Source organism: Paraburkholderia sp. CI2 (genome assembly GCF_014201055.1).
GTDB lineage: Bacteria > Pseudomonadota > Gammaproteobacteria > Burkholderiales > Burkholderiaceae > Paraburkholderia > Paraburkholderia tuberum.
Map to the genome: position 1 here is coordinate 78893 of NZ_JACHDL010000007.1, position 26505 is coordinate 105397.

The 26505-nt window shown below is 64.5% G+C and carries 19 protein-coding genes and 1 pseudogene; 13 read left to right on the forward strand and 7 right to left on the reverse strand.

Features of this window, described 5'->3' with window-relative positions:
• Positions 1-90: 90 nt before the first annotated feature.
• Positions 91-1176 (reverse strand): AI-2E family transporter, encoded by a 1086-nt coding sequence (locus tag HDG32_RS12380; protein ID WP_184067063.1) that lies wholly within the window; start codon positions 1174-1176, stop codon positions 91-93.
• Positions 1177-1210: 34 nt separating this feature from the next.
• Complete coding sequence (gene uvrA, locus HDG32_RS12385) at positions 1211-4084, reverse strand: excinuclease ABC subunit UvrA (RefSeq protein WP_184067066.1); 2874 nt, start codon at positions 4082-4084, stop codon at positions 1211-1213.
• Positions 4085-4386: 302 nt separating this feature from the next.
• On the opposite strand from uvrA, the gene HDG32_RS12390 reads away from it, so the two are divergent.
• Both HDG32_RS12390 and HDG32_RS12395 read left to right on the forward strand, forming a co-directional pair.
• Complete coding sequence (locus HDG32_RS12390; RefSeq protein ID WP_184067069.1) at positions 4387-5574, forward strand: MFS transporter; 1188 nt, start codon at positions 4387-4389, stop codon at positions 5572-5574.
• Positions 5575-5720: 146 nt separating this feature from the next.
• Positions 5721-6251, forward strand: coding sequence for a single-stranded DNA-binding protein (locus HDG32_RS12395; RefSeq protein WP_090802962.1), 531 nt, complete (start codon positions 5721-5723; stop codon positions 6249-6251).
• Positions 6252-6400: 149 nt separating this feature from the next.
• On the opposite strand, the gene HDG32_RS12400 is transcribed toward HDG32_RS12395, so the two are convergent.
• Entirely contained in the window at positions 6401-7201 is an 801-nt protein-coding gene (locus tag HDG32_RS12400; protein ID WP_184067072.1) for a hypothetical protein, read from the reverse strand.
• Positions 7202-7462: 261 nt separating this feature from the next.
• Here HDG32_RS12400 and HDG32_RS12405 point away from each other — a divergent pair, with 261 nt between their 5' ends.
• Entirely contained in the window at positions 7463-9109 is a 1647-nt protein-coding gene (locus HDG32_RS12405; protein WP_184067075.1) for a methyl-accepting chemotaxis protein, read from the forward strand.
• Between the two features lie 45 nt (positions 9110-9154).
• On the opposite strand, the pseudogene HDG32_RS12410 reads toward HDG32_RS12405, so the two are convergent.
• Both HDG32_RS12410 and HDG32_RS12415 read right to left on the reverse strand, forming a co-directional pair.
• Positions 9155-9513 (reverse strand): annotated as a pseudogene (locus tag HDG32_RS12410) (c-type cytochrome); the annotation flags it as partial.
• Positions 9514-9584: 71 nt separating this feature from the next.
• Entirely contained in the window at positions 9585-10472 is an 888-nt protein-coding gene (locus HDG32_RS12415) for a LysR family transcriptional regulator (RefSeq protein ID WP_184067078.1), read from the reverse strand.
• Between the two features lie 95 nt (positions 10473-10567).
• Here HDG32_RS12415 and HDG32_RS12420 point away from each other — a divergent pair, with 95 nt between their 5' ends.
• The 8 genes from HDG32_RS12420 (at position 10568) to HDG32_RS12455 (ending at position 21946) form a co-directional block, all read left to right on the forward strand.
• Positions 10568-11932, forward strand: coding sequence for an MFS transporter (locus tag HDG32_RS12420; protein WP_184067083.1), 1365 nt, complete (start codon positions 10568-10570; stop codon positions 11930-11932).
• 266 nt (positions 11933-12198) lie between these two features.
• The gene (locus tag HDG32_RS12425) at positions 12199-12867 is read left to right on the forward strand and encodes a response regulator transcription factor (RefSeq protein ID WP_184053870.1); all 669 of its coding nucleotides are present in this window, start codon (positions 12199-12201) and stop codon (positions 12865-12867) included.
• Positions 12868-13001: 134 nt separating this feature from the next.
• On the forward strand, positions 13002-13691 hold the full coding sequence (locus tag HDG32_RS12430) for a response regulator transcription factor (RefSeq protein ID WP_090802973.1): 690 nt from the start codon (positions 13002-13004) through the stop codon (positions 13689-13691).
• A gap of 108 nt (positions 13692-13799) precedes the next feature.
• Positions 13800-14444: a response regulator transcription factor gene (locus tag HDG32_RS12435; protein WP_184053864.1), complete on the forward strand. Its 645-nt coding sequence runs from the start codon at positions 13800-13802 to the stop codon at positions 14442-14444.
• A 244-nt stretch (positions 14445-14688) separates the two neighbouring features.
• On the forward strand, positions 14689-15435 hold the full coding sequence (aqpZ, locus tag HDG32_RS12440) for an aquaporin Z (protein ID WP_090805580.1): 747 nt from the start codon (positions 14689-14691) through the stop codon (positions 15433-15435).
• Positions 15436-15557: 122 nt separating this feature from the next.
• A complete protein-coding gene (locus tag HDG32_RS12445; protein WP_409340027.1) occupies positions 15558-19970 on the forward strand; it encodes an ATP-binding protein in 4413 nt (1470 codons plus the stop codon).
• 440 nt (positions 19971-20410) lie between these two features.
• Positions 20411-20845 carry a CHRD domain-containing protein gene (locus HDG32_RS12450; RefSeq protein WP_184067086.1) on the forward strand — a complete coding sequence of 145 codons (435 nt, stop codon included), beginning with the start codon at positions 20411-20413 and terminating at the stop codon, positions 20843-20845.
• A 132-nt stretch (positions 20846-20977) separates the two neighbouring features.
• Positions 20978-21946 carry an alpha/beta hydrolase gene (locus tag HDG32_RS12455; protein ID WP_184067089.1) on the forward strand — a complete coding sequence of 323 codons (969 nt, stop codon included), beginning with the start codon at positions 20978-20980 and terminating at the stop codon, positions 21944-21946.
• On the opposite strand, the gene HDG32_RS12460 is transcribed toward HDG32_RS12455, so the two are convergent.
• Positions 21913-22752 (reverse strand): EcsC family protein, encoded by an 840-nt coding sequence (locus HDG32_RS12460; protein WP_184067092.1) that lies wholly within the window; start codon positions 22750-22752, stop codon positions 21913-21915. The genes HDG32_RS12455 and HDG32_RS12460 overlap by 34 nt on opposite strands.
• Positions 22753-22889: 137 nt before the next feature.
• Here HDG32_RS12460 and HDG32_RS12465 point away from each other — a divergent pair, with 137 nt between their 5' ends.
• Both HDG32_RS12465 and HDG32_RS12470 read left to right on the forward strand, forming a co-directional pair.
• Complete coding sequence (locus HDG32_RS12465) at positions 22890-24485, forward strand: MDR family MFS transporter (protein WP_184027056.1); 1596 nt, start codon at positions 22890-22892, stop codon at positions 24483-24485.
• Positions 24486-24515: 30 nt separating this feature from the next.
• On the forward strand, positions 24516-25016 hold the full coding sequence (locus HDG32_RS12470; protein WP_184067095.1) for a MarR family winged helix-turn-helix transcriptional regulator: 501 nt from the start codon (positions 24516-24518) through the stop codon (positions 25014-25016).
• A 104-nt stretch (positions 25017-25120) separates the two neighbouring features.
• On the opposite strand, the gene HDG32_RS12475 is transcribed toward HDG32_RS12470, so the two are convergent.
• A complete protein-coding gene (locus HDG32_RS12475) occupies positions 25121-26398 on the reverse strand; it encodes an amino acid deaminase (RefSeq protein ID WP_184067098.1) in 1278 nt (425 codons plus the stop codon).
• Between the last annotated feature and the right edge of the window lie 107 nt (positions 26399-26505).

A 26505-nucleotide genomic window follows, 5' to 3' on the forward strand; every position in this document is an offset into this window, starting at 1 on the left:
GCCGCTTGCGCTTTCGTCGCCTGTGTGGACTGCCGCGTGTGCTGCAGAGCGCTAGTGAGTGCTGACTTTTGCTACTCGACCCAGCCCAACTCACACCAACCGCAAATAAATGAGCTCCCGCTTGATGTACGCATAAAAAATCGGCGCCGCGATGACCCCGGCGAGACCGAACGCCGCTTCCATCACCAGCATCGCGATTAGCAGCTCCCACGCGCGCGCCTCGATCTGCCCGCCGACGATCCGCGCGTTCAGGAAGTACTCGAGCTTGTGAATCAGGATCAGGAACACAAGTGACATGATCGCCGCCGGGAAACTCACCGACAGCGCGACCGCGACGATGATCGTGTTCGAGATCAGATTTCCGATCACCGGCAGCAGACCCACGATGAACGTGACGAGCACGAGCGTCTTCGACAGCGGCAGCCGGTCGTGGAAGATCGGCAGGATCACGAGCAGGAAGATCGCCGTGAATACCGCGTTGAGCGCGGAGATTTTCACCTGCGCGAACACGATGCGGCGAAACGCGTCGGCAAACCGCGTGACCCGCGTGACGAACGCGGTGGACAGCGGCAGCCGCTGGATATGCTTCTGCGCACCGACCGCGATGATCGCGCCGATGATCATGCCGATCAGCACGTGGGTGAACGCGCGCGCCACGGTCGTGCCGCTTTTCTGCAGCATGTTCGCGTGCGTGTGCATCAGTTCGGCGGCCTTCGTCTTCATCTGCTCGGTGTCGACCGGCAGAGAGTTCGCGACGAATTGCGGAATTCTGCCGCGCGCCTCGTCGATCAGCTGCATCGCTTGATCGAGCAGCGCCTGCACGCTCGGCACGTCGTTCTCGAAATGCGAGATGATGCCGAGCGTGAGTCCCGTCAGCGCGCCGACGATCAGCGTCGACAGAATCACCACCGCGAGCCAGCGCGCCCGCTTGCTCGACATGTGACGCTCGATGCGCGGCGCGATCATATGCACGAGCTGAAACACCAGCAGCCCGGCGAGCAGCGCGCCGAGCAGCTTCAGTTCGATCACCGCCCACATGCCGAACAGCATCACCACGTAGCTGCCGATCTCGACCGCCGACAGCTTCGGCAGACTCATGTCGCTGGTCAGCCTGACCGGGCGCGGGCGCAGGTCCTGCACCCGATCTTCTTCGCGCGCCTGAATACGCTTGGTCATGGCTTATCCCGTCTCCAACCTCGGTAGTGCAGCGTTACTTTGTGGTGGCGGCGCGCTTGAGCAGCGGCGCCAGATATTTGCCGGTAAAACTGGCCTTCGACTTCGCGACCTGCTCGGGCGTGCCCTGGGCGATGATCTGTCCGCCGCCGGCGCCGCCTTCGGGGCCGAGATCAATGACCCAGTCCGCAGTTTTGATTACATCGAGATTATGTTCGATGATCACGACGGTATTACCCTGGTCACGCAACCGGTGTATGACTTCCAGCAACTGCGCGATATCGTGAAAGTGCAGGCCGGTAGTCGGTTCGTCAAGGATGTATAGCGTGCGACCGGTATCACGCTTGCTCAGTTCCAGCGACAGTTTCACACGCTGCGCCTCGCCGCCCGACAGCGTGGTGGCCGACTGACCCAGGCGAATATAGCCGAGACCCACGTCCAGCAGGGTTTTCAGCTTGCGCGCGACGACCGGCACGGCCTTGAAGAACTCGTACGCGCGTTCGACCGTCATGTCGAGCACTTCACTGATGTTGCTGCCTTTGTACTGGATATCGAGCGTTTCGCGGTTGTAGCGCTTGCCGTGGCACACGTCGCACGGCACGTACACGTCGGGCAGGAAGTGCATTTCGACCTTCAGCACGCCGTCGCCCTGGCACGATTCGCAGCGCCCGCCCTTCACGTTGAACGAGAAGCGGCCCGGATCGTAGCCGCGCTCCTTGGCGGCCGGCACGCCCGCGAACAGCTCGCGGATCGGCGTGAAAAGGCCCGTGTAGGTGGCCGGATTCGAGCGCGGCGTGCGGCCGATCGGCGACTGGTCGACGTTGATCACCTTGTCGAAGTGTTCGAGGCCCTCGATCGACTCGTACGGCGCAGGCTCCGTGGCCGAGCCGTACAGATGATGCGCGACCGCGTGATACAGCGTGTCGTTGATCAGCGTCGACTTGCCCGAGCCGGACACGCCGGTCACGCAGGTCAAAAGACCCACCGGCAGATCGAGCGTGACGTTGTGCAGATTGTTGCCGTACGCTTCGACGATGCGCAGGCGCCGCTCGTCGGGATCCTTGCGCTCGTCGGGGTATTCGATCGTGCGCGCGCCGGACATGTATTGGCCCGTCAGCGACGCCGCGTTCTTCTGCACCTCTTTCGGCGTGCCCTCGGCGATCACCATGCCGCCGTGCTCGCCGGCGCCCGGGCCCATGTCGACCACGTAGTCGGCCATGCGGATCATGTCCTCGTCGTGCTCGACGACGATCACCGAGTTGCCGAGATCGCGCAGATGCTTGAGCGTCGAGATCAGCCGGTCGTTGTCGCGCTGATGCAGGCCGATCGACGGTTCGTCGAGCACGTACATCACGCCGGTCAGCCCCGAGCCGATCTGGGAAGCGAGGCGAATGCGCTGCGCTTCGCCGCCCGACAGCGTTTCGGCGCTGCGTTCGAGCGACAGGTAATCGAGTCCAACGTTGTTGAGGAACATCAGACGCGCGACGATTTCCTTGACGACCTTGTCGGCGATCTCGCGCTTCGAGCCTTCGAGACGCAGGGTCTGGAAGTAGCCGAGCGCATCGCGCAACGGCCAGCCGCTGATCTCGAAGATGCCGCGCGCGTCGCTGTCCGCGCCGATGCGCACGAAGCGCGCCTCGCGACGCAGCCGCGTGCCCGCGCACGCCGGGCATGGCTGGTTATTCTGGTATTTGGCGAGTTCTTCGCGCACCGCGGACGAATCGGTTTCGCGGTAGCGCCGCTCCAGATTCGGGATGATCCCTTCGAACACGTGCTCGCGCACCGACGTGCGGCCGCGCTCGTTGATGTACGAGAACGGAATTTCCTGCTTGCCCGAACCGTACAGCAGGATCTTGCGGACTTTTTCCGGCAGGTCCTCGAGCGCGGTGTCGATGTCGAAGTCGTAGAACGCCGCGAGGCTCTGCAGCATCTGGAAGTAGAACTGGTTGCGCCGGTCCCAGCCCTTCACCGCGCCCGCCGCGAGCGACAGCGACGGATGCGCGACCACCCGCTTCGGATCGAAGAACGTTATCTGCCCGAGGCCGTCGCATTCGGGGCACGCGCCCATCGGGTTGTTGAACGAGAACAGGCGCGGCTCGAGTTCCTGCAGCGAATACGAGCAGATCGGGCAGGCGAACTTCGAGCTGAACAGGTGCTCCTTGTCCGTATCCATTTCGAGCGCGATCGCGCGGCCGTCGGCGAGACGCAGCGCCGTTTCGAACGATTCGGCAAGGCGCTGCTTCATGTCGGGGCGCACGCGCAGACGATCGATCACGACGTCGATCGTGTGCTTGTCGTTTTTCTTCAGCTTCGGCAGAGAGTCGACTTCATAGATTTTCGCGGTGCCTTCGTTGGCGGTGCCGCCGCCCGAGCGCACGCGAAAGCGCACGAAGCCTTGCGCCTGCATGTCCTCGAACAGATCCGTGTGCTCGCCCTTGCGATCGCTGACGACGGGCGCGAGGATCATCACGCGGGTTTCTTCAGGCAGCGCGAGCGCCGTGTCGACCATCTGCGACACGCTTTGCGCTTCGAGCGGAATCTCGTGATCGGGGCAGTAGGGCGTGCCGACGCGCGCGAACAGCAGGCGCAGATAGTCGTGGATTTCGGTGACGGTGCCGACCGTCGAACGCGGATTGTGCGAGGTCGCCTTCTGTTCGATCGAAATGGCCGGCGACAACCCTTCGATCAGGTCGACGTCCGGTTTTTCCATCAGTTGCAGGAACTGCCGCGCATAGGCGGACAGACTTTCGACGTAGCGCCGCTGTCCTTCCGCATACAGCGTATCGAACGCCAGCGACGATTTGCCGGAGCCCGAAAGCCCCGTGATAACGACGAGCTTGTGACGCGGTAGGTCGAGATTGACGTTCTTCAGGTTGTGGGTGCGAGCCCCACGAATACGGATTTGTTCCACGGATTTATTCCATGAACTGCGGAAAGGGAAAGAGGCCAAACCTGCTACTATAACGACTTTTCCAGACCGCCGTTACGGTGTGCTGACAGCGGGAAAAAGGCGTAGCTGGGGCCGTTTTCCGTGAGTACAAGATGCCGCGAGGGGCGAGCGGGGGCGATGGGGCACGGGCTTTGCGCGTCTCGTCGGCGCGGACCCGCCGATATGCCGGGGCTAGCCGCCTGCCTGTTCGTTCTGCTCCACTGTGCCGGCGGCCAAGGCTGTCCCCACGGGCTCGCCGCCCGGTTCATTCAAACAACGCTTCGATGTCCAATCCGTCCGCCATCTCCACACGCATGAGCGCGCCCGAATTGCGCGCGACCGTGTCGCTTGCCGCCATCTTCGCGCTGCGCATGCTGGGTCTCTTCATGATCATGCCGGTGTTCTCGATCTACGCGAAGACCATTCCCGGCGGCGAAAACGTGCTGCTCGTCGGCATCGCGCTCGGCGCGTACGGCGTCACGCAGTCGATGCTCTACATCTTCTATGGCTGGATCTCCGACAAGGTCGGCCGCAAGCCGGTGATCGCGACGGGCCTGCTGATCTTCGCGATCGGCAGCTTCGTCGCGGCGGCCGCGCACGACATGACGTGGATCATCGTCGGCCGGGTGATTCAGGGGATGGGTGCGGTGTCGTCGGCGGTGATCGCGTTCATCGCCGATCTGACCTCGGAGGAACATCGCACGAAGGCGATGGCGATGGTCGGCGGCAGCATCGGCGTGTCGTTCGCGGTCGCGATCGTCGGCGCGCCGATCGTGTTCCACTGGCTCGGCATGAGCGGGCTCTTCACGCTGGTCGGCGTGTTCTCGATTCTCGCGATCGGCGTCGTGATATGGGTCGTGCCCGATGCGCCGAAGCCGGTGCATGTGCGCGCGCCGTTCGCCGAAGTGCTGCACAACGTCGAGCTGCTGCGTTTGAATTTCGGCGTGCTCGTGCTGCACGCCACGCAAACCGCGCTGTTCCTCGTCGTGCCGCGCATTCTCGAAGCGGGCGGGCTGCCGGTCGCTTCACACTGGAAGGTGTATCTGCCGGTGATGGGGCTGTCGTTCGTGATGATGGTGCCGGCGATCATCGCCGCCGAGAAGCGCGGCAAGATGAAGATCGTGCTGCTGTCGGCGATCGCTCTTATCCTGATCGGCCAGTTGTTATTGGGCGTTGCTCCGCATACGATTCTGAGTGTGGCGGCGATCCTGTTCGTGTACTTTCTCGGCTTCAATATTCTCGAGGCCTCGCAGCCTTCGCTGGTGTCGAAGCTCGCGCCCGGTACCCGCAAGGGAGCCGCGGCCGGCGTGTACAACACCACGCAGTCGATCGGTCTTGCGCTGGGCGGAGTGGTCGGCGGCTGGCTGCTGAAGGTTCACGGCCAGAGCGCGGTTTTCTTCGCCTGCTCCGGGCTGGTATTTTGCTGGCTTATAATCGCCGCAAAGATGAAACAGCCGCCGCGCAAGGCATAACACAGCGTACTCGGGGCACCTCCCGAATCATCCAGAACTCACCCGGCGGCGGGCAGAGGCGCTCTTCTGGTCTCGGGCCTGCCGGCCGTGAGACGCGAACCGCGTAGTGCCGCGCCGCCTGCAACAGGAATCAACAGGAGAAATTCATGGCATCCGTGAACAAGGTCATTCTGGTCGGCAACCTCGGCGCCGATCCGGAAGTCCGCTATCTTCCGAGCGGCGACGCAGTGGCGAACATCCGCCTTGCGACGACGGACCGCTACAAGGACAAGGCGTCGGGCGAGATGAAGGAAGCCACCGAGTGGCACCGCGTCGCGTTCTTCGGCCGCCTCGCGGAAATCGTGGCGGAATATCTGAAGAAGGGCTCGTCGGTGTACCTCGAAGGGCGCATCCGCACGCGCAAGTGGCAGGCGCAGGACGGCACCGATCGCTATTCGACCGAGATCGTCGCGGAGCAGATGCAGATGCTCGGCGGCCGCGGCGGCGCGTCGATGGGTGGCGGCGATGAAGGCGGTTATAGCCGTGGCGAGCCGTCGGAGCGCAGCGGCGGCGGTGGTGGTCGCGCGATGTCGTCCGGCGGCGGTTCGCGTGGCGGTAGCGGCGGTGGCGGTGCGAGCCGTCCGAGCGCGCCGGCTGGCGGCGGCTTCGACGAGATGGACGACGATATTCCGTTCTGATCGTTGCGGCTCGATGCCGAGCCGACCAGCGTCCCGCTGATCGACACAAAAACAGAGGCCCGCTTTCTGCCAGGAAAGCGGGCCTTTCTGCCTTCTGTTTGCCGGCTTTTTTTACGTCGTACGCGCGGACGGGGCATTCCGTCAGAAACTCACCGACTCAAATGCTCCAACGTATCCCGCAACGGCAGACTCGAAATCACGATCGGCCCGGTGAACGGCGTGTCGAGATCGACGATCACATAAACCGCCGAAGCAATCGACACCGCTCCCAGCGATATCGTCACCAGCGCCAACGCATTGCGCGGCGCGATCAACCCGAAGCTCAGAAAGATCACGCCTAGCCAGAACGTCAGCGTCTTGAAGAACGGCTGCGAAATCGAGCTGTGCGCTTCCTCGATGATTTTCCAGCGCGCATCGATGACGCGCCGGTACTGCGTCAACGCGTCATCGAGTGCACGTTGCTTCAACGCATCCTGCGTGCGCAGCTGTCGCAATTGCCGCCCCACCGTAGTCAGCATGTCGCCCAGATGCACGTTTTCGAGTTGCTGAGGATTGCCCGGCGGCCCGAGATCGCGCGGATAGTCGCCGCTCGGCGCGGGCTCGCGCGGCCATGTCGAAGCGATCGCCGCCGCCGTGTACTGGCGCAACAGGCGCCGCGATTCGTCGGCCGCGCTGCCGAGCTCGCGCAGCGTCGAGTCGAATTCGATCAGTTCGGCCGCATAGCTGCGCATATCGTTCGACGCGGTGTCGAAGCTCGCTTTCGCCGATGCCGTCATCAAACCCAGCACCAGCGCGGCGAACGTCACCAGCATGCCGATCACGAGCTGCACGAGCTGTACGGTCTCGTGTGCCTTGTGCTCTTCCGGCAGCAGCGGCCGCACCCCGACGCCGAGGCAGGTGGCGATCAGCAGCAGCGCGAACACGAGTACGGCCGAACCGATTTCCGACATGGGCGCGCTCCGGGCAGGAAGGGGCTTCGACAGAAGGGCTTCAGCAAACGGGCTTCGGGACTCTATTGATGTAACGCAAGCCGGGCGAGCGATCAACCATAAAGTTTTCGGCCGATACGCCGTTGTCCCGAATGTGCTGTTTGCTTAACTTTCAGATAAGTTGCGGACCGGGCCGAACGGCGTGGGCGCAGCCTGCGTGGCCATGCAGCTATCGTCAACGATACGGAATCATCGGCCGGGCAGCCCAAGGAGACCAGTCCGATGTTGAAAAAGCTGTCGATTCGCACCAGCCTTACCCTGATGATCGTGTTCTTCGGCATCGTGCTGCTGCTCGGCGCGGCCGCGGGATTGTTGTCGCTGCGCTCGTCGAACGCGTCGCTGCAACAGATGTACACGGTCGACACGCCCGCCGTCGCCGACCTCGAAGGCAGCGCCGGCCAACTGCTGCGCCTGCGGCTCGCGCTCGCGACGTACGCGTCGCTCGTCGCGCTGAACGATCAGGACGGCGCGAGCGCCGTGCTCAAGCGCTTCGATCAGTACCGCAAAGCCTCTGACGAGCGGCTTGCCCACTATTTGAGCCATGCGGGCACGGATGCCGATGAGCAGCGTCTGATCGCCGACATGCAGCAGAAGCGCGACGCGTTCCTGCACGACGGCGTCGACCCGACGCTCGCCGCGCTGAAGTCGAGCGACACCAACGCCTTCCAGCAATTGCAGGCGCATAAACTGCCGTCGCTGTACAGCGCGTACGAGAAGGCCATGCTCGCGCTCGAGCAGTTGCAGCTCGATCACGGCGCACAGCGCTACAAGGATGCGCAGGACCTGTTCTACGCGATCAGCACGGCGGTGGCGATCGGCATTGCGCTGTCGCTGGTCGGCGGCTTGCTCGCCCGCTTCGTGCTCGTGCGCGCGATCGTCACGCCGGTCGATGCGACGATCGCGCAGTTCCAGCGCATCGCCAACGGCGATCTGAGCGGCCGCATCGAGGTGCTCAGCGACAACGAGACGGGCCGTCTCGCGGCCGCGCTGCGCAAGATGCAGGAGTCGCTGATCGCGACCGTCAACGCGGTTCGTCAAGGTACCGATTCGATCGATACCGGCGTCAGCGAGATCGCGGCCGGCAACGCCGATCTGTCGCAACGCACCGAGGAGCAGGCGGCGGCGCTCGAGGAAACGGCCGCGAGCATCGAAGAGCTGACCACGACGGTCAAGCAGACGGCCGACAACGCGAAAGAGGCGAGCTCGCTCGCGCAGGGCGCCTCGACACTGGCCGCGCGGGGCGGCGAGCTGACCGAGCAGGTGGTCGGCACGATGCACGGCATCGTCGACGATTCGCGGCGGATTGCCGATATCGTTGGTGTGATCGAGGGCATCGCGTTCCAGACCAACATCCTCGCGCTGAACGCCGCAGTCGAGGCGGCGCGAGCGGGCGAGCAGGGACGCGGCTTCGCGGTCGTCGCGAGCGAAGTGCGCTCGCTCGCGCAGCGCAGCGCGGCGGCGGCCAAGGAGATCAAGGGCTTGATCGACGCGTCGACCACCCGCGTGGAGCAGGGCTCGCAGCTCGTCGAGCGCTCGGGCACGACGATGAACGACATCGTCGGCGCGATCGCGCGCGTCAGTTCCATCATGAACGAGATCGCGGCGGCGGCGCTCGAACAGAGCACCGGCATCGATCAGGTCAATCGCGCGGTCGGTCAGATGGACGAGGTCACGCAGCAGAACGCGGCGCTCGTCGAGCAGGCGGCCGCGGCGGCGAGTTCGCTGGAAGATCAGGCGCGGCGCCTGTCGACGGCGGTGGCGGTGTTCCGGACCGGCAGCGAATCGCGCAGCCGTGCTCCGGCGCCCGGCGCGAAGCTGGCCGGTGTTGCCGGCGAGCGGAGACTGGACAGCGAGTTTGTCGCGGCGTAACGCGAGCCGTTGCGCTGCGTCAACCCGCGACCTCTCACCGTCCCACTACTGCATGGCCGCGTAATACCTCGCCACGGCATCGATTTCCTCGGGCGTCATCTGCCGCGCGACATTGCGCATCTGCTCGTTGATGTCGTTGCGCCGCGCGCCCGAAGCGAACGCCTGCAACTGCGCGGCCAGATAGGCCGCCGACTGTCCGCCGAGCCACGGCGCCGCGTCCTTGCGATCGAGTTGGCCATGACCCGCCGCGCACGGTGCGATATTGCGTTGCGGGTCGCCCTGCATCACGAGCCTGGATGCGGTCGCATCGGGTCCTTCGCCGGCGCGGTGACCTGCACGGTGCCGAGTACGCCGTGGCACATTGAGCAGTGCTGCGTCGCGATCGTCGCGCCGCGGCTTATCGATCGCAATGCATCATGTAAGTGTGATTAGCTGATGTCGATCGATAAATTTTGCTGTGAATTTCATTTGTGCGTCATGCGAAGAGCCGCACGAGCGCATCACGTGCATTGCTGACCAACTCGCTTTCGCCCGGAAGCCGCGGCAGCAGATGAAACTCGATGGCGGGCAGCGGTGGCAAGCCGAAGTTCGCGGCACACGCCACCACGCCGCCGCCGAGCGACGACTCGTTCAGACAGGAAATCCCGAGCCCCGCCTTCAAAGCGAGCTGCAGGCCCGCGACGCCCGACGCCGAATGCGACACCACGTACGGTACCTTGTGTTGGTCGAGCAGCTTGACGACGAAGCGCTGCAACTGACACGTCGACGGCAGCAGCACCAGTTGATACGGCGCGATGGGGCGGGGGGCGGCATCGGCGCAACTGGCCCATAGCAACCTTTCGCGCCGCACGACGATGCTCGCGGCACCGGCACCCGCGCCGCGCGCACGCAGCTGGCCTGTGACGAGCCGCGCCGACAAACCGATGTCGAACGACGCGTGATCGTCCGCGCCGCTGTCGATCACCGCGCTCGGCAGCACCGTCACGTGCAGCTTCAGCCGCGGATGCTGTTCCGAAAACGTCTTGAGGATGCGCGCGATGTCGTGCGGCCGGTAGTAATCGGTGATCGCGATGCGCAGCTCGCCGTCGAGCGAGCGGCCTTGCAGGTCGTCGAAGGCCGCTTCGCTCATCGCGATGATGCGGCGCGCATGCTCGAGCAGGCGCTCGCCCGCGGACGTCGGACTCACACCCTGCCGGCTGCGCACGAGGAGCGGCTGGCCGGCGCGCTCCTCGAGCTTCTTCAACTGCTCGCTTACCGACGACTGCGACAGGAACACGCGCTGCGCGCCTGCCGACACCCCGCCCGATTCGGCGACGGCGACGAAGGTCCGCAACTGCGCAAGGTCGAAACCACGCTGGCTCATGATTCGGTTTTTCCGATGGTGGCGATCTAAATTTCCGGCTTTGCCGATGGAATGCCCAGCCGTAGCATACCCTCGAATGACACACGGAGGGTGTGATGGAAAACGGATCGATGACAGCGTCGGGCGGCACCGGCGAGCGCGGCGCGCGGCATCGCTGGAAGGTGCTGGGCGTTGGTTTTGCCGCGAATGCGAGCTTTTCGGCGGCATTTTCGGGGATTCCGACGACAGCGGTGTTCCTGCGCTCGGACTACCACCTGGGCAACCACGGGCTCGGCCTCGTGCTCGGCATGCTCGGCCTGGGCATTGCGGTCAGCGAGTTGCCGTGGGGGCTGCTAACCGACCGCTGGGGCGATCGCCGGGTGCTGCTGCTCGGCTTGCTGTCGACCGCGATTGCGCTCGCCGGTCTCGCGCTGTTCGTGTCGCCGGGCGGCGCGCATGTGCCCGGCATCGTCCCGCTCGCGCTCGGGCTGCTGTTGGTCGGACTGCTGGGCGGCAGCGTCAACGGATCGAGCGGCCGGGCGGTGATGGCGTGGTTTCGCGAAGGCGAGCGCGGCCTCGCGATGAGCATCCGCCAGACCGCCGTGCCGGCGGGCGGTGGACTCGGCGCAGTGGTCCTGCCGGTGCTCGCCTCGCACTTTGGTTTTGCGAGCGCCTATGCGGTGCTGGCGTTGGCGTGCGCGATCACCGCATGGTTCGCGTGGCGCTGGCTGCACGAGCCCGCACACGCGGACGATACGCCGGCGCCCAAAGGGGCGCGCGCGGCTGCGACGGCCCGTGCTGCGGCGGGCAACGGTCGGAGGTTGGACTCCTCGAACGTCAGCGCACCGCCGCCGATGATCTCCCCATTGCGCGACATCGCGATCTGGCGCGTCGCGCTCGGCGCGGGCGCGCTGTGCATGCCGCAGATTGCCGTGATCACATTCGGCACGGTGTTCCTGCACGACTTCGGGCGTGCCGGCGTGTTCGCGATCACCGCGACGATGGCCGCGGTGCAGACTGGCGCCGCGATCGCGCGGGTCTGGAGCGGCGCGTGGACCGACCGGCGCGGCAACCGCCGCGCGTATATGCGGGCATGCAGTCTGGTGACCGCCGTGCTGTTCGTGCTGCTCGCGCTCGCGACCGGGCTCATCGGCCTGCGTCGCGCCGGGGCGGTCGCGCCGTTCGCGCTGATGATCGTACTCGGCGGAGTTAGCGCGTCGGCGTGGCACGGCGTCGCGTTCACCGAACTCGCGACGCTCGCCGGTACTCGCCGCGCGGGCACCGCGCTCGCGATGGGCAACACCTGCGTGTTCCTCACGCTGTTCGTGACGCCGCTCGCGATTCCGGCGCTGCTGTCTATCGGAGCATGGCCGCTGGTGTGGACGGTGGCGAGCGCTTGCGCGTTGCTCGCATTGCCGGTGTTTCCGCGCGCCGCGTCGACGCGTGCGATGCGCGCGACGCGTGCTTGCGATGCGGCGTGAGACATGGGGCGAACAGCGCGCGCTTTGCGTTGCCGAATTGATTTTGATTCGATTCGAATCACGGTGCGCATATTGCTTGGTCGAACTATAAATTATCCCGATTATTGATCTGGATTAGGAACGCTCCGATTGTCGTGAATTTGCGAGGGTGATCAGATGGCTGTTCCGGCACGTCGCTTGAGTGCCGCGACGCAGGTCGACGCCTGCCCCCTGCACAGCCACTGCCGCGCGCATTTCGACCATTCTTATAACGAGCGAGACTAATCGTGACAAATCTTCGAATCATTCTGGCGGACGATCACCCGTTCGTCCTGCTTGGCCTGAAATCGACACTGGAGGCGCACGAAGGTCTGTCCGTCGTCGGTCAGGCGCAGATGCCCACTGCGTTGATCGCATTGCTGCAACACACACCGTGCGACGTGCTCGTCGTCGATCTTTCCATGCCGGAGCCCGCCGGCGAGATTGGCGACGGACTCGGCCTGATCCGGCGCATTCGTGGCGAGTGGCCGTCATTGCGCGTCGTCGTCGTGACCGGGCAGACGAATGCCGCGATGTTGCGTGTCGTCGTCGCCGATGCCGCGGTGAGTGTGATCGGCAAAGCCGATTCGCTCGAGGAACTGCCGCAAGCGGTCTGCGACAGTGCGCGCGGCGCGCGCTACCTGGGCCGCTCGGTAGTCGAAACGCTCGCGCGTTTGCAGCCGGACAACGGTCGGTTCGTGTCGGCCCTGCTGCTGTCGAAGCGGCAGACCGACATCCTGCGCAGGCTCGTGAGCGGCGAGTCCATCGTGCAGATCGCGGCGGCGCTCGGCTGCCATCGCCGCACGGTGAGCCGGCACAAGCGCGAAGCGATGGCGCGGCTTGGCGTCAACGACGACCCCGCGCTTTTTTCCTGTGTGCGCGCCTGCGGCACGGTCCTCCTCGAATCGGAAGACTAAGCATCAGGCATACGGTTGTTCGTACCATTTCAGAGCGCTCTGATGTTTGTCGCAATAGAAATGCTCGACCATTGCGTGAGCGCCGGTCACACATAACAAGGTCGAGAAATGAAAGTATCGAGGAGCGCCAGACGATGAACCTCATGGCTGCATCAGGCTCGCCTGTTCGAACGATCATTGCGGATGATCATCCGCTGGTTCTGCTGGCTATAGAAAATCTGATTGGCAACTATCCGGACCTGAAGGTGGTTGGCCGTGCGGCGGATGTCGCCGAACTGTTCATCGAAGTCGATCGCAGTCCTTGCGATATCGTGCTGATGGACCTTTACATGCCAGGAGGGCACAACGACAACCGGTTCGACGTCGTCAGGCAGTTGAAGGCGCGCTATCCCAACGTGGCGCTCGTCATTCTGACAATGGAAACGGAGGCGGCGACGCTGCGCAAAGTGATGTCGCTCGGCGTGGATGGGCTGCTGAGCAAACGTGATCGTATCGATCTGATCCATGTGGCGGTGGTCATGGCGCTGGCGCGCGAATGTTTTGTCGGTCCGGCGGTGCGCGCCATGCTGGCCGATGTCACGCTGACGAAACGTCTCGACTTCGTGCGCGCCACCCTGTCTCGCCGAGAGTTCGAGGTTTTTACGCAATACGCGTCAGGACTCGGCGTCACGGAAATCGCCACGCGGCTGGGACGTAGTGTGAAGACGATCAGCGCGCAGAAGTGCATGGCCATGCGCAAGCTGTCGCTGAATAGCGACGCCGAACTGTTTCGCTTCGCAGTCGAGTATGGCGTAGTGCCGGAAGGGCTTGGTCAAAGCCGTTAAGCGGGCGGCAACATTCTGCGCAGGCGCGCGGCGAATATATCGGCATAACCGGGGGACACATTTCGTGCGGTATGCCCGATCGACACCATAAAAAAGTCACGGAAAAGAATGCCAAACAAGATTCACGTCGTCGTGGCGGACGATCACGACTCCATTCGCGCGGGCGTCCGATCTCTGCTGCGCGACAAGCCGAATATCGAAATTGTCGGCGAAGCTGCCGACACCCGTGGTCTCGCGAAGCTGCTCGATGCCTGCGCATGCGACGTCGTCGTGTCGGACATCGGCATGCCGGGACTCGACGGAGACACCAGCGCGGTGCCGCTATTGCGCCGGCTGCTACGGCGCACGCCGCATCCCCACGTGGTCGTGCTGACCATGATTGGGCGCGCGCATGTGTTGGCCGGCTTGCGCAATATCGGCGTGACTGGAATCGTCGACAAGCGCGACGCCGTGGACGCATTGATCGACGCAATCGAAGCCGTTGCCGCCGGGGGCACCCATCTATCGGAACAGGTTCGGGCCGCGCTTGCGACCGCGGAGCCTGCGCCGCCCCGGCGCGGCGGTGTGATGAGCGCACGCGAGTGGGAGGTGTTTCAACTCTATGTGCGAGGCCTCGCGGTGCACGAGATCGCCACACGTCTGCGACGTAGCGACAAAACCATCAGCACGCAAAAACGCAGCGCGATGCGCAAGCTCGGACTGGAAACAGAAGCCGACCTGATCAACTACGCCACTCAGATTGGGCTGATATGAGGCGCAGCAACGGTCACAAATTCTTGTTCTCGATGGATTTGAGGTAGCCCTTATCAGACTTATCTGATTGCCGTGGCGTGGGGGGCACCCAATAATCTTGGCCGCCTGTCATTGCGCGCCGTGCGCCGCAACTGCCAAGCGGCTGGTTCGTGATCCGATTACCAATGGATCAGGGGAATCCGGTGCAGACCTCTTCGCGCGATCGTTTGGCGTCTGTGCCTCATACTTGATGGACGGGATAGAGATGGTTGCGCTAGGCAAGCGATTGTGCAGCGAGGGTGTGGGTACGGCTTGGCTCGTGTTTGTCGGCTGCGGCAGTACGGTGCTGGACACCACAGGCGTGCTGCAGGGCACTGGCGCGTTGCAAATGTCGTTGGCGTTCGGTCTTGCGCTTGCTACCGGCAGCTATGCCTTCGGCAAGATTTCCGGCGCGCATTTCAATCCTGCCGTCACCATCGGCCTGACGATCGCGCAGCGCTTTCCCGTGCGTGATGTCTTGCCCTATATCGCTGCGCAAATCTGGGGCGCAATAGTCGCCGCGGCGCTTCTCGCCTACCTCGCCAGCGGCCGGCCAGGTTTCGAACTCTCCGCGAGTGAATTCGCGGCGAACGGCTTCGGCGCTCATTCGCCCGCCGACTATCCATTGCATGCGGCACTCGTCGTGGAATGCGTGCTGTCGTTCGTGTTTGTCGGAGCATGCCTGCTGGTCGTCGTTCGAAAAGAGGTGGCAACCATTGCGCCATTCATCACCGGCGCATGTCTGATGCTCGTCTACCTGGTGTCCATTCCGATCACCAATGGAGCGGTCAATCCCGCACGCTCGACCGCGCAGGCGCTGTTCGTCGGCAACTGGGCGCTGGATCAGTTGTGGCTGTTCTGGGCCGCGCCGTTGGCCGGAGCAATCGCGGCTGGCGTGCTGTTTTCGTTTCTGGACGGCGGAGCCGATTCGTCTTCGGTGTCGTTGGTGGACGGGCAGGGTGACGTTTCGTGAGCGAGGGACGGTACTCACCACTTCCGGTGCGTTTGTTGCGGTGTCTTTGGCCGCGCTCGCCGCGCCACTCGATGACGCATTGGCTCGCGTTTTTCCTGCTGGCGGTTACGGATGCGGTCTGCATGGCCGGACCTGCCGGCGCTGCGTCACAGTCACCCGTAATTTCCGCAGTGGGAGCGGGTTCTTCCGCGTCGTCATCCATTGCATTTCCTGCCAGATTGACGGTCGGCATTCTCGAAAGAGGCTGGGCGCCGTTCGACATTCCGCTGGGCGGCCGGCTCGCCGGCGTCAGCGGCGACCTGTTGCGCGCGCTCGTGGGGCCGAACGTCGTCATCGAGACGAAGAGCTTTCCCGACATGGCCAAGCTGGTCGCCGCGGCTTGCGCCGGCGAGGTCGACCTGCTGACGAGCATAGCGCGCACGCCGGAGCGCGAGCGCTGCCTCAGCTTTACGGCTCCTTACTTCCACTCGTTCGCCTCGGCCGTCGTGCGTCGCGACGACGCCCGGCATGTGAACCCCACCGACCTCGCTGGCGCGCGTATCGCGATCGAGCGCGGTTTTGCGCGTGAGCGTTTGTTGCGCGCAGGTTTTCCTCGCGCGAGTATCGTCCCGTTCGCGAGCACGCACGAAGCGCTGAACGCGCTACTGCATGACGATGCAGACGTCTACTTCGGCTTCACGCCGGTCGTGCAATACGAACTGGCGACCGACGCGTATCGCAATCTGCGCGTAGCGTTCGAGCAAGGCGGCAAAGCGCTCGACCTGCGCTTTGCCGTATCGCCTCGCCAGCCTGCTTTGCGCGATCAGCTAAACCGCGCGCTCGTGTCGATGAATCCCGCCGAGGCCGCCGCGATACGCGCGCGCTGGCTGTCCGGCAACTTCAACGCGGCGCCCGCGCCGCATGCACCACGCTTCACGTTGACGCCGGAAGAGAAGAACTGGCTGCGTTCGCTGCCGCCGTTGCAGGTCGGCTTCGACAACGACTGGGCGCCGTTCAGCTATGTTGATTCCGCAGGCCGCCCCGTCGGTCTGACCGCCGATTACCTCACGTACCTGAGCAGCACGCTCGGTGTCGTGTTCAACCGCGCGCGCATGGCCGACTGGGCCGCCGCCGTCGAGGCGTTCCAGCGTGGCGACCTCGCGATGCTGTCCTCCACATCGAGTCGCGCCGCGCTTCTGGTAGGCGCCGACCATAGCCGTGTATACGAGAGCGATCCGCTGGTGATCGTCGGGCGCAGTGGCGCGCCGCCCCCATGCTCGTTCGACGACATCACGTCGTGCCGCGTCGTGATGTCGCCGCATGTGGCCGGCTCGGTGCCGCTCGCGTTGGAAACGGTGCCGGTCGATCACATCGTCGTCGCGGCGAGCCTGGGCGAGGCGATGCGCATGGTCGCGAGCGGCGAGGCCGACGTGCTGGTCGGCAACGCTGCCGCGATCAACGTGCAACTGCGGCAGCACTACGTCGGCGCGCTCAGGGTGCTCGACTCGCTCGGCGAATCCGACTCGTTGTATTTTGCTGTGCGCGAGGATCTGAGCCCGCTCGTCAAGCTGATCGATCGCGCGTTGCAGGCGATGCCGGCAGCCGAAAAGCAGCGCATCCGGCGCAAGTGGGTGAGTCCCGCCGCGCCGGACAACGCCGTATGGAGCGTGACTGCGGTGCGGCTGCTGCCGGTGCTGATCGGCATCGGCGTCGTGCTGCTGGTCACGTTGCGCGCGTACGTGCTGCTGCAACGCGAAGTCCGGCTACGCAAGCAGACCGAGCGCGAACTCGCACTGCAATTGAACTTCCAGGAAACGATGATGAAGACGGTGCCGTATCCGCTCATCGCGAAAGGCCTGGACGGACGGTACATCGCGATCAACGAGGCCTATGAGAAAGCGTGCGGGCTGGAGCGGAAGGACGTGCTCGGGCGCACGACGACCGAGGTCGGCACATGGGGCGACGCAAACAGCCGCGTGCTCGACGACATCACGGGCGAGATCCTGCGCGGCGGCGGCATCGCGAAAGTCGAACTCGAGTTCGAGGACGGCGCTGGCGAGACGCGGCATGGGATTTTCTGGACGAGCGTCTGCGAGGCCAGCGATGGGCAGCCGGCGTACGTGCTTGGCACGATGGTCGACATCACCGACATCCGGCGCGCTGAAATGCGCGCGAGCGAAACCGAACGGCGCCTGTTCGACGTCACGCGCTCGTTGCCCGCCGTCGTGTTCCAGTTGCGGCGCTCGCCGTCCGGCGCGTATTCCTTCCCGTACATCGGCGGCGACACGCGGCATCTGCTCGGCGAGGGTGATTGGCATGGGGGGGCACGAGTCGATTTCCAACGAGTGTCGGAGCTGGATCGGCCGCGCGTTCTCGCCGAGCTCGAGCGTTCCGCGAGCTGCGCCTCCCCCGTGCATATGGAGTTCCGCCTCGAAAACGCCGGTCAACCAAAGTGGGTGCGGGCCGAGCTGGTGCCGCGGCGAGAAGCCGATGGCAGCGTCGTTTGGAGCGGCTATTGGGTCGATGCGAGCGTCGAGCGCGCGCGTTCGGAGGAACTCGCGCGGGCACGCGACGTGGCCGAGGCGGCCTCGCGCGCGAAGGACGACTTCTTCGCGATGATGAGCCACGAAATCCGCACCCCGATGAACGGTGTGCTCGGTCTCGTCGAAGTGCTCGAGCGCACGCCGCTCAGTACCGATCAGAGCGAAATGCTCGGCATGATCCATGAGTCGGCGGGCGCGCTGCTGCAGATTCTCGATGATCTGCTCGATTATTCGAAGATCGAGGCGGGGCGGCTCACGCTCGAAGCCGAGCCGATCGATCTGCGCGAACTCGTCGATAACGCGGTCGGCCTGCTCGCGGGGCGCGCCCACGAAAAAGGGCTGAAAGTGCGCGTCGACATCGCGACCGACGCCGCCGCGACGCTCCGCGGCGACAGCGTGCGTCTGCGCCAGATTCTGTTCAATCTGCTCGGCAATGCGATCAAGTTCACGCCGAAGGGCGAGGTGGGTGTGAGCGTGGCGGTCGTCCAGGATCGCGCGGACTCGCAGACGTTGGAGCTGACCGTTGAGGACACCGGCATCGGCATCGCGCCGGATGTGCAGGCGGGCCTGTTCGAGCCGTTCGTGCAGGCTGAGTCGTCCACCACGCGGCGCTTCGGCGGCACGGGCCTTGGGCTGACGATCTGCCGCAAGCTGATCGACCTGATGAACGGCACGCTCGCGCTGCGCAGCGAACCGGGCCACGGCACGAGGATGATCGTGCGGCTGACGATGCCGATCGTCGAACGGCGCTATTCGATCGACGGTCTGCGCGGCAAACGCGCCGTCGTGATCACGCGAGATCCGCGCATCGGCCGCGCTCTCGCACACTTCGGCGAGGCGCTCGGGCTCGAACTGCGCAGCCTCTCGGCCGTTGGGGCGACGCAGGGCAAAAGCGATTTGCTGAGCCGCGCGGATCTGCTGTTCGTCGGCGAGGACGTCACGTTGCCCGTACGGATCGGCGCAAATGCGCGTGTCGTCACGCTGACCGAAAAGCCGATGCCGACGGGTTACCGCATCCTCGACGACAAGGTGCGCGTGAGCATCAATCCGATTTCGTGGCGCGGCCTCGGCGCCGCATGCGCGGCCGCGATGACGGGCCTGTCGTCGATGTCCCCGATGGTACCGCGAGCGCGAGGCGTGCCGTTCTCGACCGATGGCGTCGCGCCGCCGCCTGATCGTGAACGCGCGATCGCGAGCGGGCGACTGATTCTTGTCGCGGAAGATCACCCAGTCAATCAGGAGTTGATCCGCCATCAACTCGCCCTGCTGGGGTTCGCGTGCGACGTCGCGAACGACGGCGCCGAAGCGCTTCTCGCGCTCGAGCGCACGAGCTATGGCTGCCTGATCACGGACTGTCATATGCCGAACCTGTCCGGTTACGAACTGACTCGCCGTATCCGCGAAGCGGAGGCACTGCGCGGCGGCGCGCAGCGTCTGCCGATACTCGGCATCACGGCCAACACCGCGCCCGACGACCTGAGGCTGTGCCGCGAAGCCGGCATGGACGACAGTCTGATCAAGCCGACTCGGCTTGCCACGTTGCGCGACTACCTGAGCCGCTGGTTTGGCACCGACACCGTTCGGCACCCCGCGCCGGCAGAAACATGCGGTCGCGAATCGTCTGCGCCGGCCGGCGAGCGGCAGATCACGCAGCGCGTCGGTGTCGAACCGTACGTGCCCGTCGAACTAACACACATGACGCAGTTATGGGGAAGCGAGTCGACGGTCAAGGCGTTGCTCGGTTCATTCATCTCGTCGATGCGCGAAGACTTCAACGCGCTTGCGACGTTACTCGAACGCGCGGACACGGGGCGGGTGCCCGAGTGGCTGCATCGGGTGATGGGGGCGGCCAGCGTGCTGCGGTATCAGCCACTCGTACACGCGCTCGAAGCCTATCGTCGCGACATTGTCGCGAAGTCGCCCGAGCAGTTGCGTAACGAGGGGCATGCGCTAATCCGCCAATGCGAGGCGATGCTCGATGGCATCGAACAGCAGGCCGCATTGCTCGCCTAGCGGGCGGCGGGCGGTGACCTCGCGCGAATACGCGGCCGATTCAAACGGGCGCGACCAAAATCGGGACGAAAAAAAACGCGGCCGAAGCCGCGTTAAAGATTTGGAGACATCCTTCGATGAAGGAGTCACTTCTCGCAAATCGAAGCATACCAGGAACGGCGTCATTTATTCATTGCAAATCGCGCAATTAACTTTTTGATTAAATCGATTAAAACGATTTCGCACTACGTTTTTGCCGGTATTTTAGGCATATCGTGACGAACGCCTGTGCGCATTGCGCACCTTGCCTTCTGTTTTAATCACAGTCCGGTTCGAATTAAAGCGGCCCGCGCAAGCCACCATCCCAACCTCACCGGCTCCAAATGATTTGCACTAGTATGTGGAAGCTCCGCACGGCCGACACGGGTGCCGCGGCGGCGCGTCAATGTCCGGAGAAGACCATGATTTCGCTGCGAAAATTGAATCTGGCCGTGGTGGTGTGGGCGCTTGCGTCGGGCGCTGCGTTCGCGGATACGGTTGCGCTGAAGGCGAATCTCCAGCCGTCGAGCGAAGTGCCGCCGCGCGTGAGTCGCGGGCACGGCATGCTGAATGCGACCTTCGACACGTCCACCCAATCGCTGCAGTGGACTGTTACTTACGAAGGCTTGAGCAGTCCGGTCACCGCCGCGCATTTCCACGGTCCCGCGCCGGTTGGCCAGAACGCGAAGGTCCAGGTGCCGATCGAGAAGAATGGCCTCGCAAGTCCGATCAAAGGCACGGCGAAGCTGACCGAGCAGCAGGTCACGGATCTGATGGCGGGGCAGTGGTACTTCAATGTTCATACCGCGCAGAATCCGACGGGCGAAATTCGCGGGCAGGTGTTGCCGGCGAACTAGGCGTGGGCCCCGCGTGGGCCGAGCGCGCGTGCCGCGGCCAAAAGCAGCTTCACACCGTTAGAACCCGCCAACCAACGGCGCCCCCGCCACCGCCCGTACCATGACGGGACTTCAACGAAGGAGCATGTCCCGATGAGCTGGCAAAGCGCGCTCGCTTGCTGGTATTTGCGCAGACAGTTCCGGCCCGAAACCCTCAAGCCGTCTATCAACGTCGAGCGGGCGCGCGCGCTGACCTCGAAGCGGGTGTGGTCGCCACGCGTGCCGCGCGGCTGGCATCTTCGCGAAACGTATGGCGCGGGCGAGGCGCCGCTCGTCGGCGAATGGCTGGAACGCGTGGACGGCGGCACGGCCGGCGGCGCGGAGCCGACGGTGCTGTATTGCCACGGTGGAGGCTACTACTTCTGCTCGCCGCGCACGCATCGGTCGCTAACGTTCGCTCTCGCTACCCGCGCAGACGCGCGGCTCTTCTCCCTCGACTACCGCCTCGCGCCCGAGCATCGCTTTCCGGCCGCGCTTGACGACGCCACCGCCGCCTATCGACAGCTGCTCGCGATGGGCATCGCACCGAGCTCGATCGTGGTCGCCGGCGACTCGGCCGGCGGCGGCCTCGCGCTCGCCACGCTGGTCGCGCTGCGCGACGCCGGCGCACCGATGCCCGCTGGCGGCCTGTTGTTCTCGCCGTGGACCGATCTGGCGACGACCGGCGCGAGCCTGCGCACCAACGACAGCGTCGATCCGATGTTCTGTGGCGCCTCGATCGAGCGCGCGGCCAAGGTTTATCTCGGCGACGCGCCGGCCACGCATCCGTACGCGTCGCCGGTCTACGCGGACCTGCGCGGTCTGCCGCCGCTGTTCTTGCAGGCGGGCAGCACCGAGGTGCTGCTCGACGACGCGCGCCGCGTCGCCGACCATGCGCACGCGGCAGGAGTCGATTGCGAATGCGAGGTGTGGAAAAACCTGCCGCACGTGTGGCCGATGTTCGCGCCGTTCATGCCGGAGGCGAACCGCGCACTCGATCGCGCGGCCGCGTTCGTGCGACGCGCGACGAGCCGCGCCGCGAACAGGGCTCAGGCGTCGAGCGTGACGTCGAGCGTCCGATAGACGGCTTCGATCGTTTGCTGGCCGTATTGCCGCTCGAGCCGCCGCACGGTGAAGTGCCCGTGCGCGACCTGCTGGAAGTGATCGATAAACACGGTGTTGACCATCGCGCCGAGCACCGCGCCGATCGCGGGAATCGATTTGGCAGCGATCTGTTCGCTGACCTGCACCGAAAAGCGCGCGGCGATCGCGTTGAGCAGCCGCAGCAGCGCCGCCGAGCCGTGGGTCGTGAAGCCCTTGCTGGCCACCTCGGACGACGCCCTCGACACCGCCTGCGCTAGCGCGCCGCGCATGAAGAAGTAGCCGAGGTCGGCGTCGTCGTCCTCGCTCGATGTACCACCCATGCCGAGCACGGTCAGGCATTGCAGCTGCGTGTCGACCGAGGTCAGGTCCTCGCCCTCGCTGCGCGCGATGTCGCAGATCGAGCGGAACATCAGCGTAGTCGTGACCGGCAGCTCGACTGGCAGCGCGATCAATCCAAACGCCCCGCCGGCCGCGCCGGTGGTCGCGACCGCGAACTTGTGCAGCAGGTTGTTCGGCTTGTCGGGCGCGAGAAGCCTGGCGTCGTCGCGCCGGCCGAGCGTGCGTAGCGCGATCGACAGACATTTGCGCAACGCGGCCTGCGTCGCATCGGACACTTTTTGGTTGGCGAACGCCGGGATGCGCGATAGCAGCTTCTCGATCGGCGCGCCGACGACGCTCGCGAGCTTCATCGTGAGCGCGGGGCTTTCGAGCTGGTGTTTCGCGCGCCGCAGCGCGGCGAGGTCCTGCTCCGATAAGTATGGAGTTGCGAGCGAACTCGGCTGCATGGGCCTCCCTGGCATGTCGTGTGTTGCGTATCTGGAGTCAGTCTACCGCGTTGCAAGACGCGTTCCGTCCCGCTTGGAGCGTCGCACCATGGTATGATCCACAATCTTTTGACACGTCAACTTTTGCTCCATCAAAAATGGCTGTCCATACCGCCGCTCACCATTCGAGTGGGCAAGTCTTACCGTTCCGCGAATCCCTGCTGGCCATGCTCGGCATCTCGTTCGTCACGATGCTGGTCGCGCTCGACCAGACCGTGGTCGGCACCGCGCTGCCCACCATCGTGTCCGAACTCCGAGGCTTCGAGTTGTACGCATGGGTCGCAACCTCGTATCTGCTGACCTCGGTGATCACCGTGCCGATTTTCGGGCGGCTTGGCGATTATTACGGGCGCAAGCCGTTCGTGATTGCGTCGATCGTCGTGTTTACCGGCGCCTCGGTGCTGTGCGGCGCGGCCAACAGCATGCTGTTTCTCGTGCTCGCGCGCGGGTTGCAGGGCATTGGCGGCGGCATGCTCGTCGGCACCGCGTTCGCCTGCATTCCCGATCTGTTCCCCGATTCCGTCGTGCGGCTGCGCTGGCAGGTGCTGATGAGCTCGGCGTTCGGCATCGCCAATGCGGTCGGCCCGTCGCTCGGCGGTTTTCTCACGCAGTACTACGGCTGGCGCTCGGTGTTCTATGTGAATTTGCCGGTCGGGCTGCTGTCGCTGTTTTTCGTCTGGCGTTTCCTGCCGCATCTGCGGCACGTCGAACATACCGGCAAAATGCGGCTCGACTGGCCCGGCGCGCTGCTGATCGCGATCGCGCTCGGCTCACTGCAGCTGTTCGTCGAATTGCTGCCGAAGCACGGCATCACGCTGAGCGCGTTCGCGCTGCTCGGGCTCGCCGTCGCGTCGGCCGTCACGCTGTGGAAATGGGAAAAGCGCTGCCCGACCGCGATCCTGCCCGTCGACATGTTCCGCAACCGCAGTCTGGCCGCGCTGTTCACGCTGGCCGTGCTCGGCGGCTTCACGATGTTCTCGCTGCTGTTCTACGCACCGCTGCTGTTCCAGGGCGGCTTCGGCATGTCGCCGAAAGAGGCGGGCCTCGTGATCACGCCGCTCGTCGTGTTCATCACGATCGGCAGTATCGCGAACGGGCGCGTCGTGTCGCGGGTGAAGAATCCGAACCTGATGCTGTACATCGGCTTTGCGATGGTCGCGCTGTCATGCCTTGGCATCGTCGTCGCGACCCGTTCGATGCAGCAATGGGTGCTGATGTCGTTCATGGTCGTCGGCGGCCTCGGGCTCGGCTTCGTGATGCCGAACCTGACGATCTTCGCGCAGCAGACCGCGGGCCGCGAACACCTCGGCATCGCGACCGCGCTGCTGCAGTCGCTGCGGATGATCGGTGGCATGATCGGCACGGCGCTGACCGGCACGCTCGTGACCCACATGTACAAGAGCGGTGTGCGCAATGCGCTCGAAGGCGCGGGCGCGTCGCACTGGTTCGCCGATCTCGGCGATCCGCAGATCCTGATCAACCGCGATGCGCAGACCACGCTCGTCGACCAGTTGACCCACGCTGGCCACAACGGCGCGATGTTGCTCGAAAGTGCGCGCGAGGCGCTGGTCGGGGCGATTCATCTGGGTCTCGCGATGGCCGCGGTGATCGCCGTCGTGTCGGTGTGGCAAACCCGCCGCGTGCCGCCGATCAAGCTGCAGCGCAAGCTCGAGCCGGTGATTCACGCAGACTGATTTTTGAACTTGGTGTTGGACAGGCAGATTATGGAAGAACAGGACCGCGTCGCCGTCATGCAGCAATTTGGTCGCACGTATCGGGCGTTCATGTCGGCATTCGAGGCCCAGGTGGGGCATCCGTTGCCACGCTGGCGCATTCTGCTCGCGCTGCGCGAGCAGGCCGGCGAGTCGTCGCAGAAGCGGCTCGTCGAGCGGTTGCGCGTCGATCCTGGCGCGCTCACGCGACAGCTGAAGGCGCTCGAAGGGTTGGGCTGGATCGCGCGCAGCATGGATACGCGCGATAACCGCGTGACCAACGTGCGTCTGACCGAAGCGGGCCACGCCGCGACCGAAGCGAGCCTGCCGCGTCGCAACGCGTTCTTGCACGACACGATGGCCGGGTTGCCGGATGAGGCGCTCGCGGCGTTGTCGAGCGCGCTGAAAATGTTGGAGACGCGCATCGGCGAGGTGACGGCCAACGCCGGCGCCGCGACCGTGGCCGCCGCGCCGCAGGAGACCGCTGGCGACGAGGCGGCGCAGCGCATGTGATTTTTAGTCCGCGCGTGGCGATAAAAAAGGCTGTGAGCCCAGGGGCGCACAGCCTTTTTCTTTAGCGGAACAGATCGCGCTTGAGTCAGCGCGGCGTGGTCCGATCAGAAGAACGTCTCGATCACTTCCTTCACGCGATACTGCGGATCGACGACCAGCACCTGCTTCCACTTGTCGAACGTCAGGCACGGATGCGAGATGTCGAACGCGATCATGTCGCCCACTTTCAGATCGGCGCCGGCGGGAATCCGCAGATACGCGTGCTGATCCATCAGACCGAAGATTTCCCAGCCCTCGCTCGCGGCGATGTCGCGCGGCGCTTGCTGGCCCGGGCGATAGTGGCGCGCCGGCTCCGGCATGCCTGCGTCGAACGCGGAGTCGCGTTTGCCGAGGCCGATGATCGCGCGATCCGGCTCGGGAATGGACTGCACGTACGCCCACAATTGCAGCGCCGGCAGCAACCCTTCGCCCATTTTCTTCGCGACAGGATTGCGCTTGAAAATGTCGGTCTGCGCCTTGCGATAGATGCCGACGTCATGCGTCAGATAGCAGCCGGGACGCAGCACGACCTCGACCTTGCCGGATTGCGTCGCCTGCGCGAACTCTTCGGCGACCACGTCGTACCACGCCGATCCCGCGCCCGATAGCACCGCCGGCGAGCGCGCGAAACGCCCCTGCTCGACAAGTTCGCGAGTGACCGCAACCGCGCCTTGCAGGAACGCGCGCACTTCGGGTTCTTCCTTCAGCACGCCTTCGTACAGTTCGACCCCCGCGAGCTTCAGCACGTCCGGATAGCGTGCGATCGCGTCGAGCACCGCGTTGCGCTGCGCTTCGTCGCGCACGCCGGTGCGTCCACCCGGCACGCCGAGTTCGAGCAGCACCTGCAGCGGCTTCTTCACCGAGGTGAAGAATTCGCCGAGTTGCTCGACGCCTTCAGCCGAATCGACGAGGCAGAAGAATTCGAAATCCGGATCGCTGAGCAATTCGGCGATCATCATCATGTTGTGACGGCCGACCAGCTGATTCGCCATCAGGATGCGCGAGACGCCGCCGTGGTACGCCGCGCGCACCTGATGAGCGGTGGCGAGCGTGATGCCCCACGCACCGGTTTCGAGCTGACGGCGAAACAGTTGCGGCGCCATCGTGGTCTTACCGTGAGGCGCGAGCTTGACGCCGTATTCGGCAACGAACGCCTGCATCCACTTCAGGTTGTGCTCGACGCGATCGGCGTACAGCACGGCGGCCGGCAGGCTGACGTCCTCGGCGAGCAGGTTCCACTCGAGGCGCGCGGCGTCCGTCAGCTGGATGCTCGTGCCCGGAACCATGCCCAAGCCCTTGCTATAAGGATCAATCGTCGCGCCATGATAGTTTGTAACTTTCATGTCTCCGTGCTCCATCGTCCGGGTAAATTGAGTCAGATTTGACTTTACCATGTTATCGAAAGTACGATGTCTGAACGAATGTTATTTAGTACCATGGGTTTCGAAGG

Excerpts from the sequence above, each read along its gene's own strand:
- HDG32_RS12380 (WP_184067063.1), bottom strand. The coding sequence starts at position 1,176 with ATGACCAAGCGTATTCAGGCGCGCGAAGAAGATCGGGTGCAGGACCTG.
- HDG32_RS12390 (WP_184067069.1), top strand. The coding sequence starts at position 4,387 with ATGTCCAATCCGTCCGCCATCTCCACACGCATGAGCGCGCCCGAATTG.
- HDG32_RS12395 (WP_090802962.1), top strand. The coding sequence starts at position 5,721 with ATGGCATCCGTGAACAAGGTCATTCTGGTCGGCAACCTCGGCGCCGAT.
- HDG32_RS12400 (WP_184067072.1), bottom strand. The coding sequence starts at position 7,201 with ATGTCGGAAATCGGTTCGGCCGTACTCGTGTTCGCGCTGCTGCTGATC.
- HDG32_RS12405 (WP_184067075.1), top strand. The coding sequence starts at position 7,463 with ATGTTGAAAAAGCTGTCGATTCGCACCAGCCTTACCCTGATGATCGTG.
- HDG32_RS12415 (WP_184067078.1), bottom strand. The coding sequence starts at position 10,472 with ATGAGCCAGCGTGGTTTCGACCTTGCGCAGTTGCGGACCTTCGTCGCC.
- HDG32_RS12420 (WP_184067083.1), top strand. The coding sequence starts at position 10,568 with ATGGAAAACGGATCGATGACAGCGTCGGGCGGCACCGGCGAGCGCGGC.
- HDG32_RS12430 (WP_090802973.1), top strand. The coding sequence starts at position 13,002 with ATGAACCTCATGGCTGCATCAGGCTCGCCTGTTCGAACGATCATTGCG.
- HDG32_RS12435 (WP_184053864.1), top strand. The coding sequence starts at position 13,800 with ATGCCAAACAAGATTCACGTCGTCGTGGCGGACGATCACGACTCCATT.
- aqpZ (WP_090805580.1), top strand. The coding sequence starts at position 14,689 with ATGGTTGCGCTAGGCAAGCGATTGTGCAGCGAGGGTGTGGGTACGGCT.
- HDG32_RS12445 (WP_409340027.1), top strand. The coding sequence starts at position 15,558 with ATGGCCGGACCTGCCGGCGCTGCGTCACAGTCACCCGTAATTTCCGCA.
- HDG32_RS12450 (WP_184067086.1), top strand. The coding sequence starts at position 20,411 with ATGATTTCGCTGCGAAAATTGAATCTGGCCGTGGTGGTGTGGGCGCTT.
- HDG32_RS12455 (WP_184067089.1), top strand. The coding sequence starts at position 20,978 with ATGAGCTGGCAAAGCGCGCTCGCTTGCTGGTATTTGCGCAGACAGTTC.
- HDG32_RS12460 (WP_184067092.1), bottom strand. The coding sequence starts at position 22,752 with ATGCAGCCGAGTTCGCTCGCAACTCCATACTTATCGGAGCAGGACCTC.
- HDG32_RS12465 (WP_184027056.1), top strand. The coding sequence starts at position 22,890 with ATGGCTGTCCATACCGCCGCTCACCATTCGAGTGGGCAAGTCTTACCG.
- HDG32_RS12470 (WP_184067095.1), top strand. The coding sequence starts at position 24,516 with ATGGAAGAACAGGACCGCGTCGCCGTCATGCAGCAATTTGGTCGCACG.
- HDG32_RS12475 (WP_184067098.1), bottom strand. The coding sequence starts at position 26,398 with ATGAAAGTTACAAACTATCATGGCGCGACGATTGATCCTTATAGCAAG.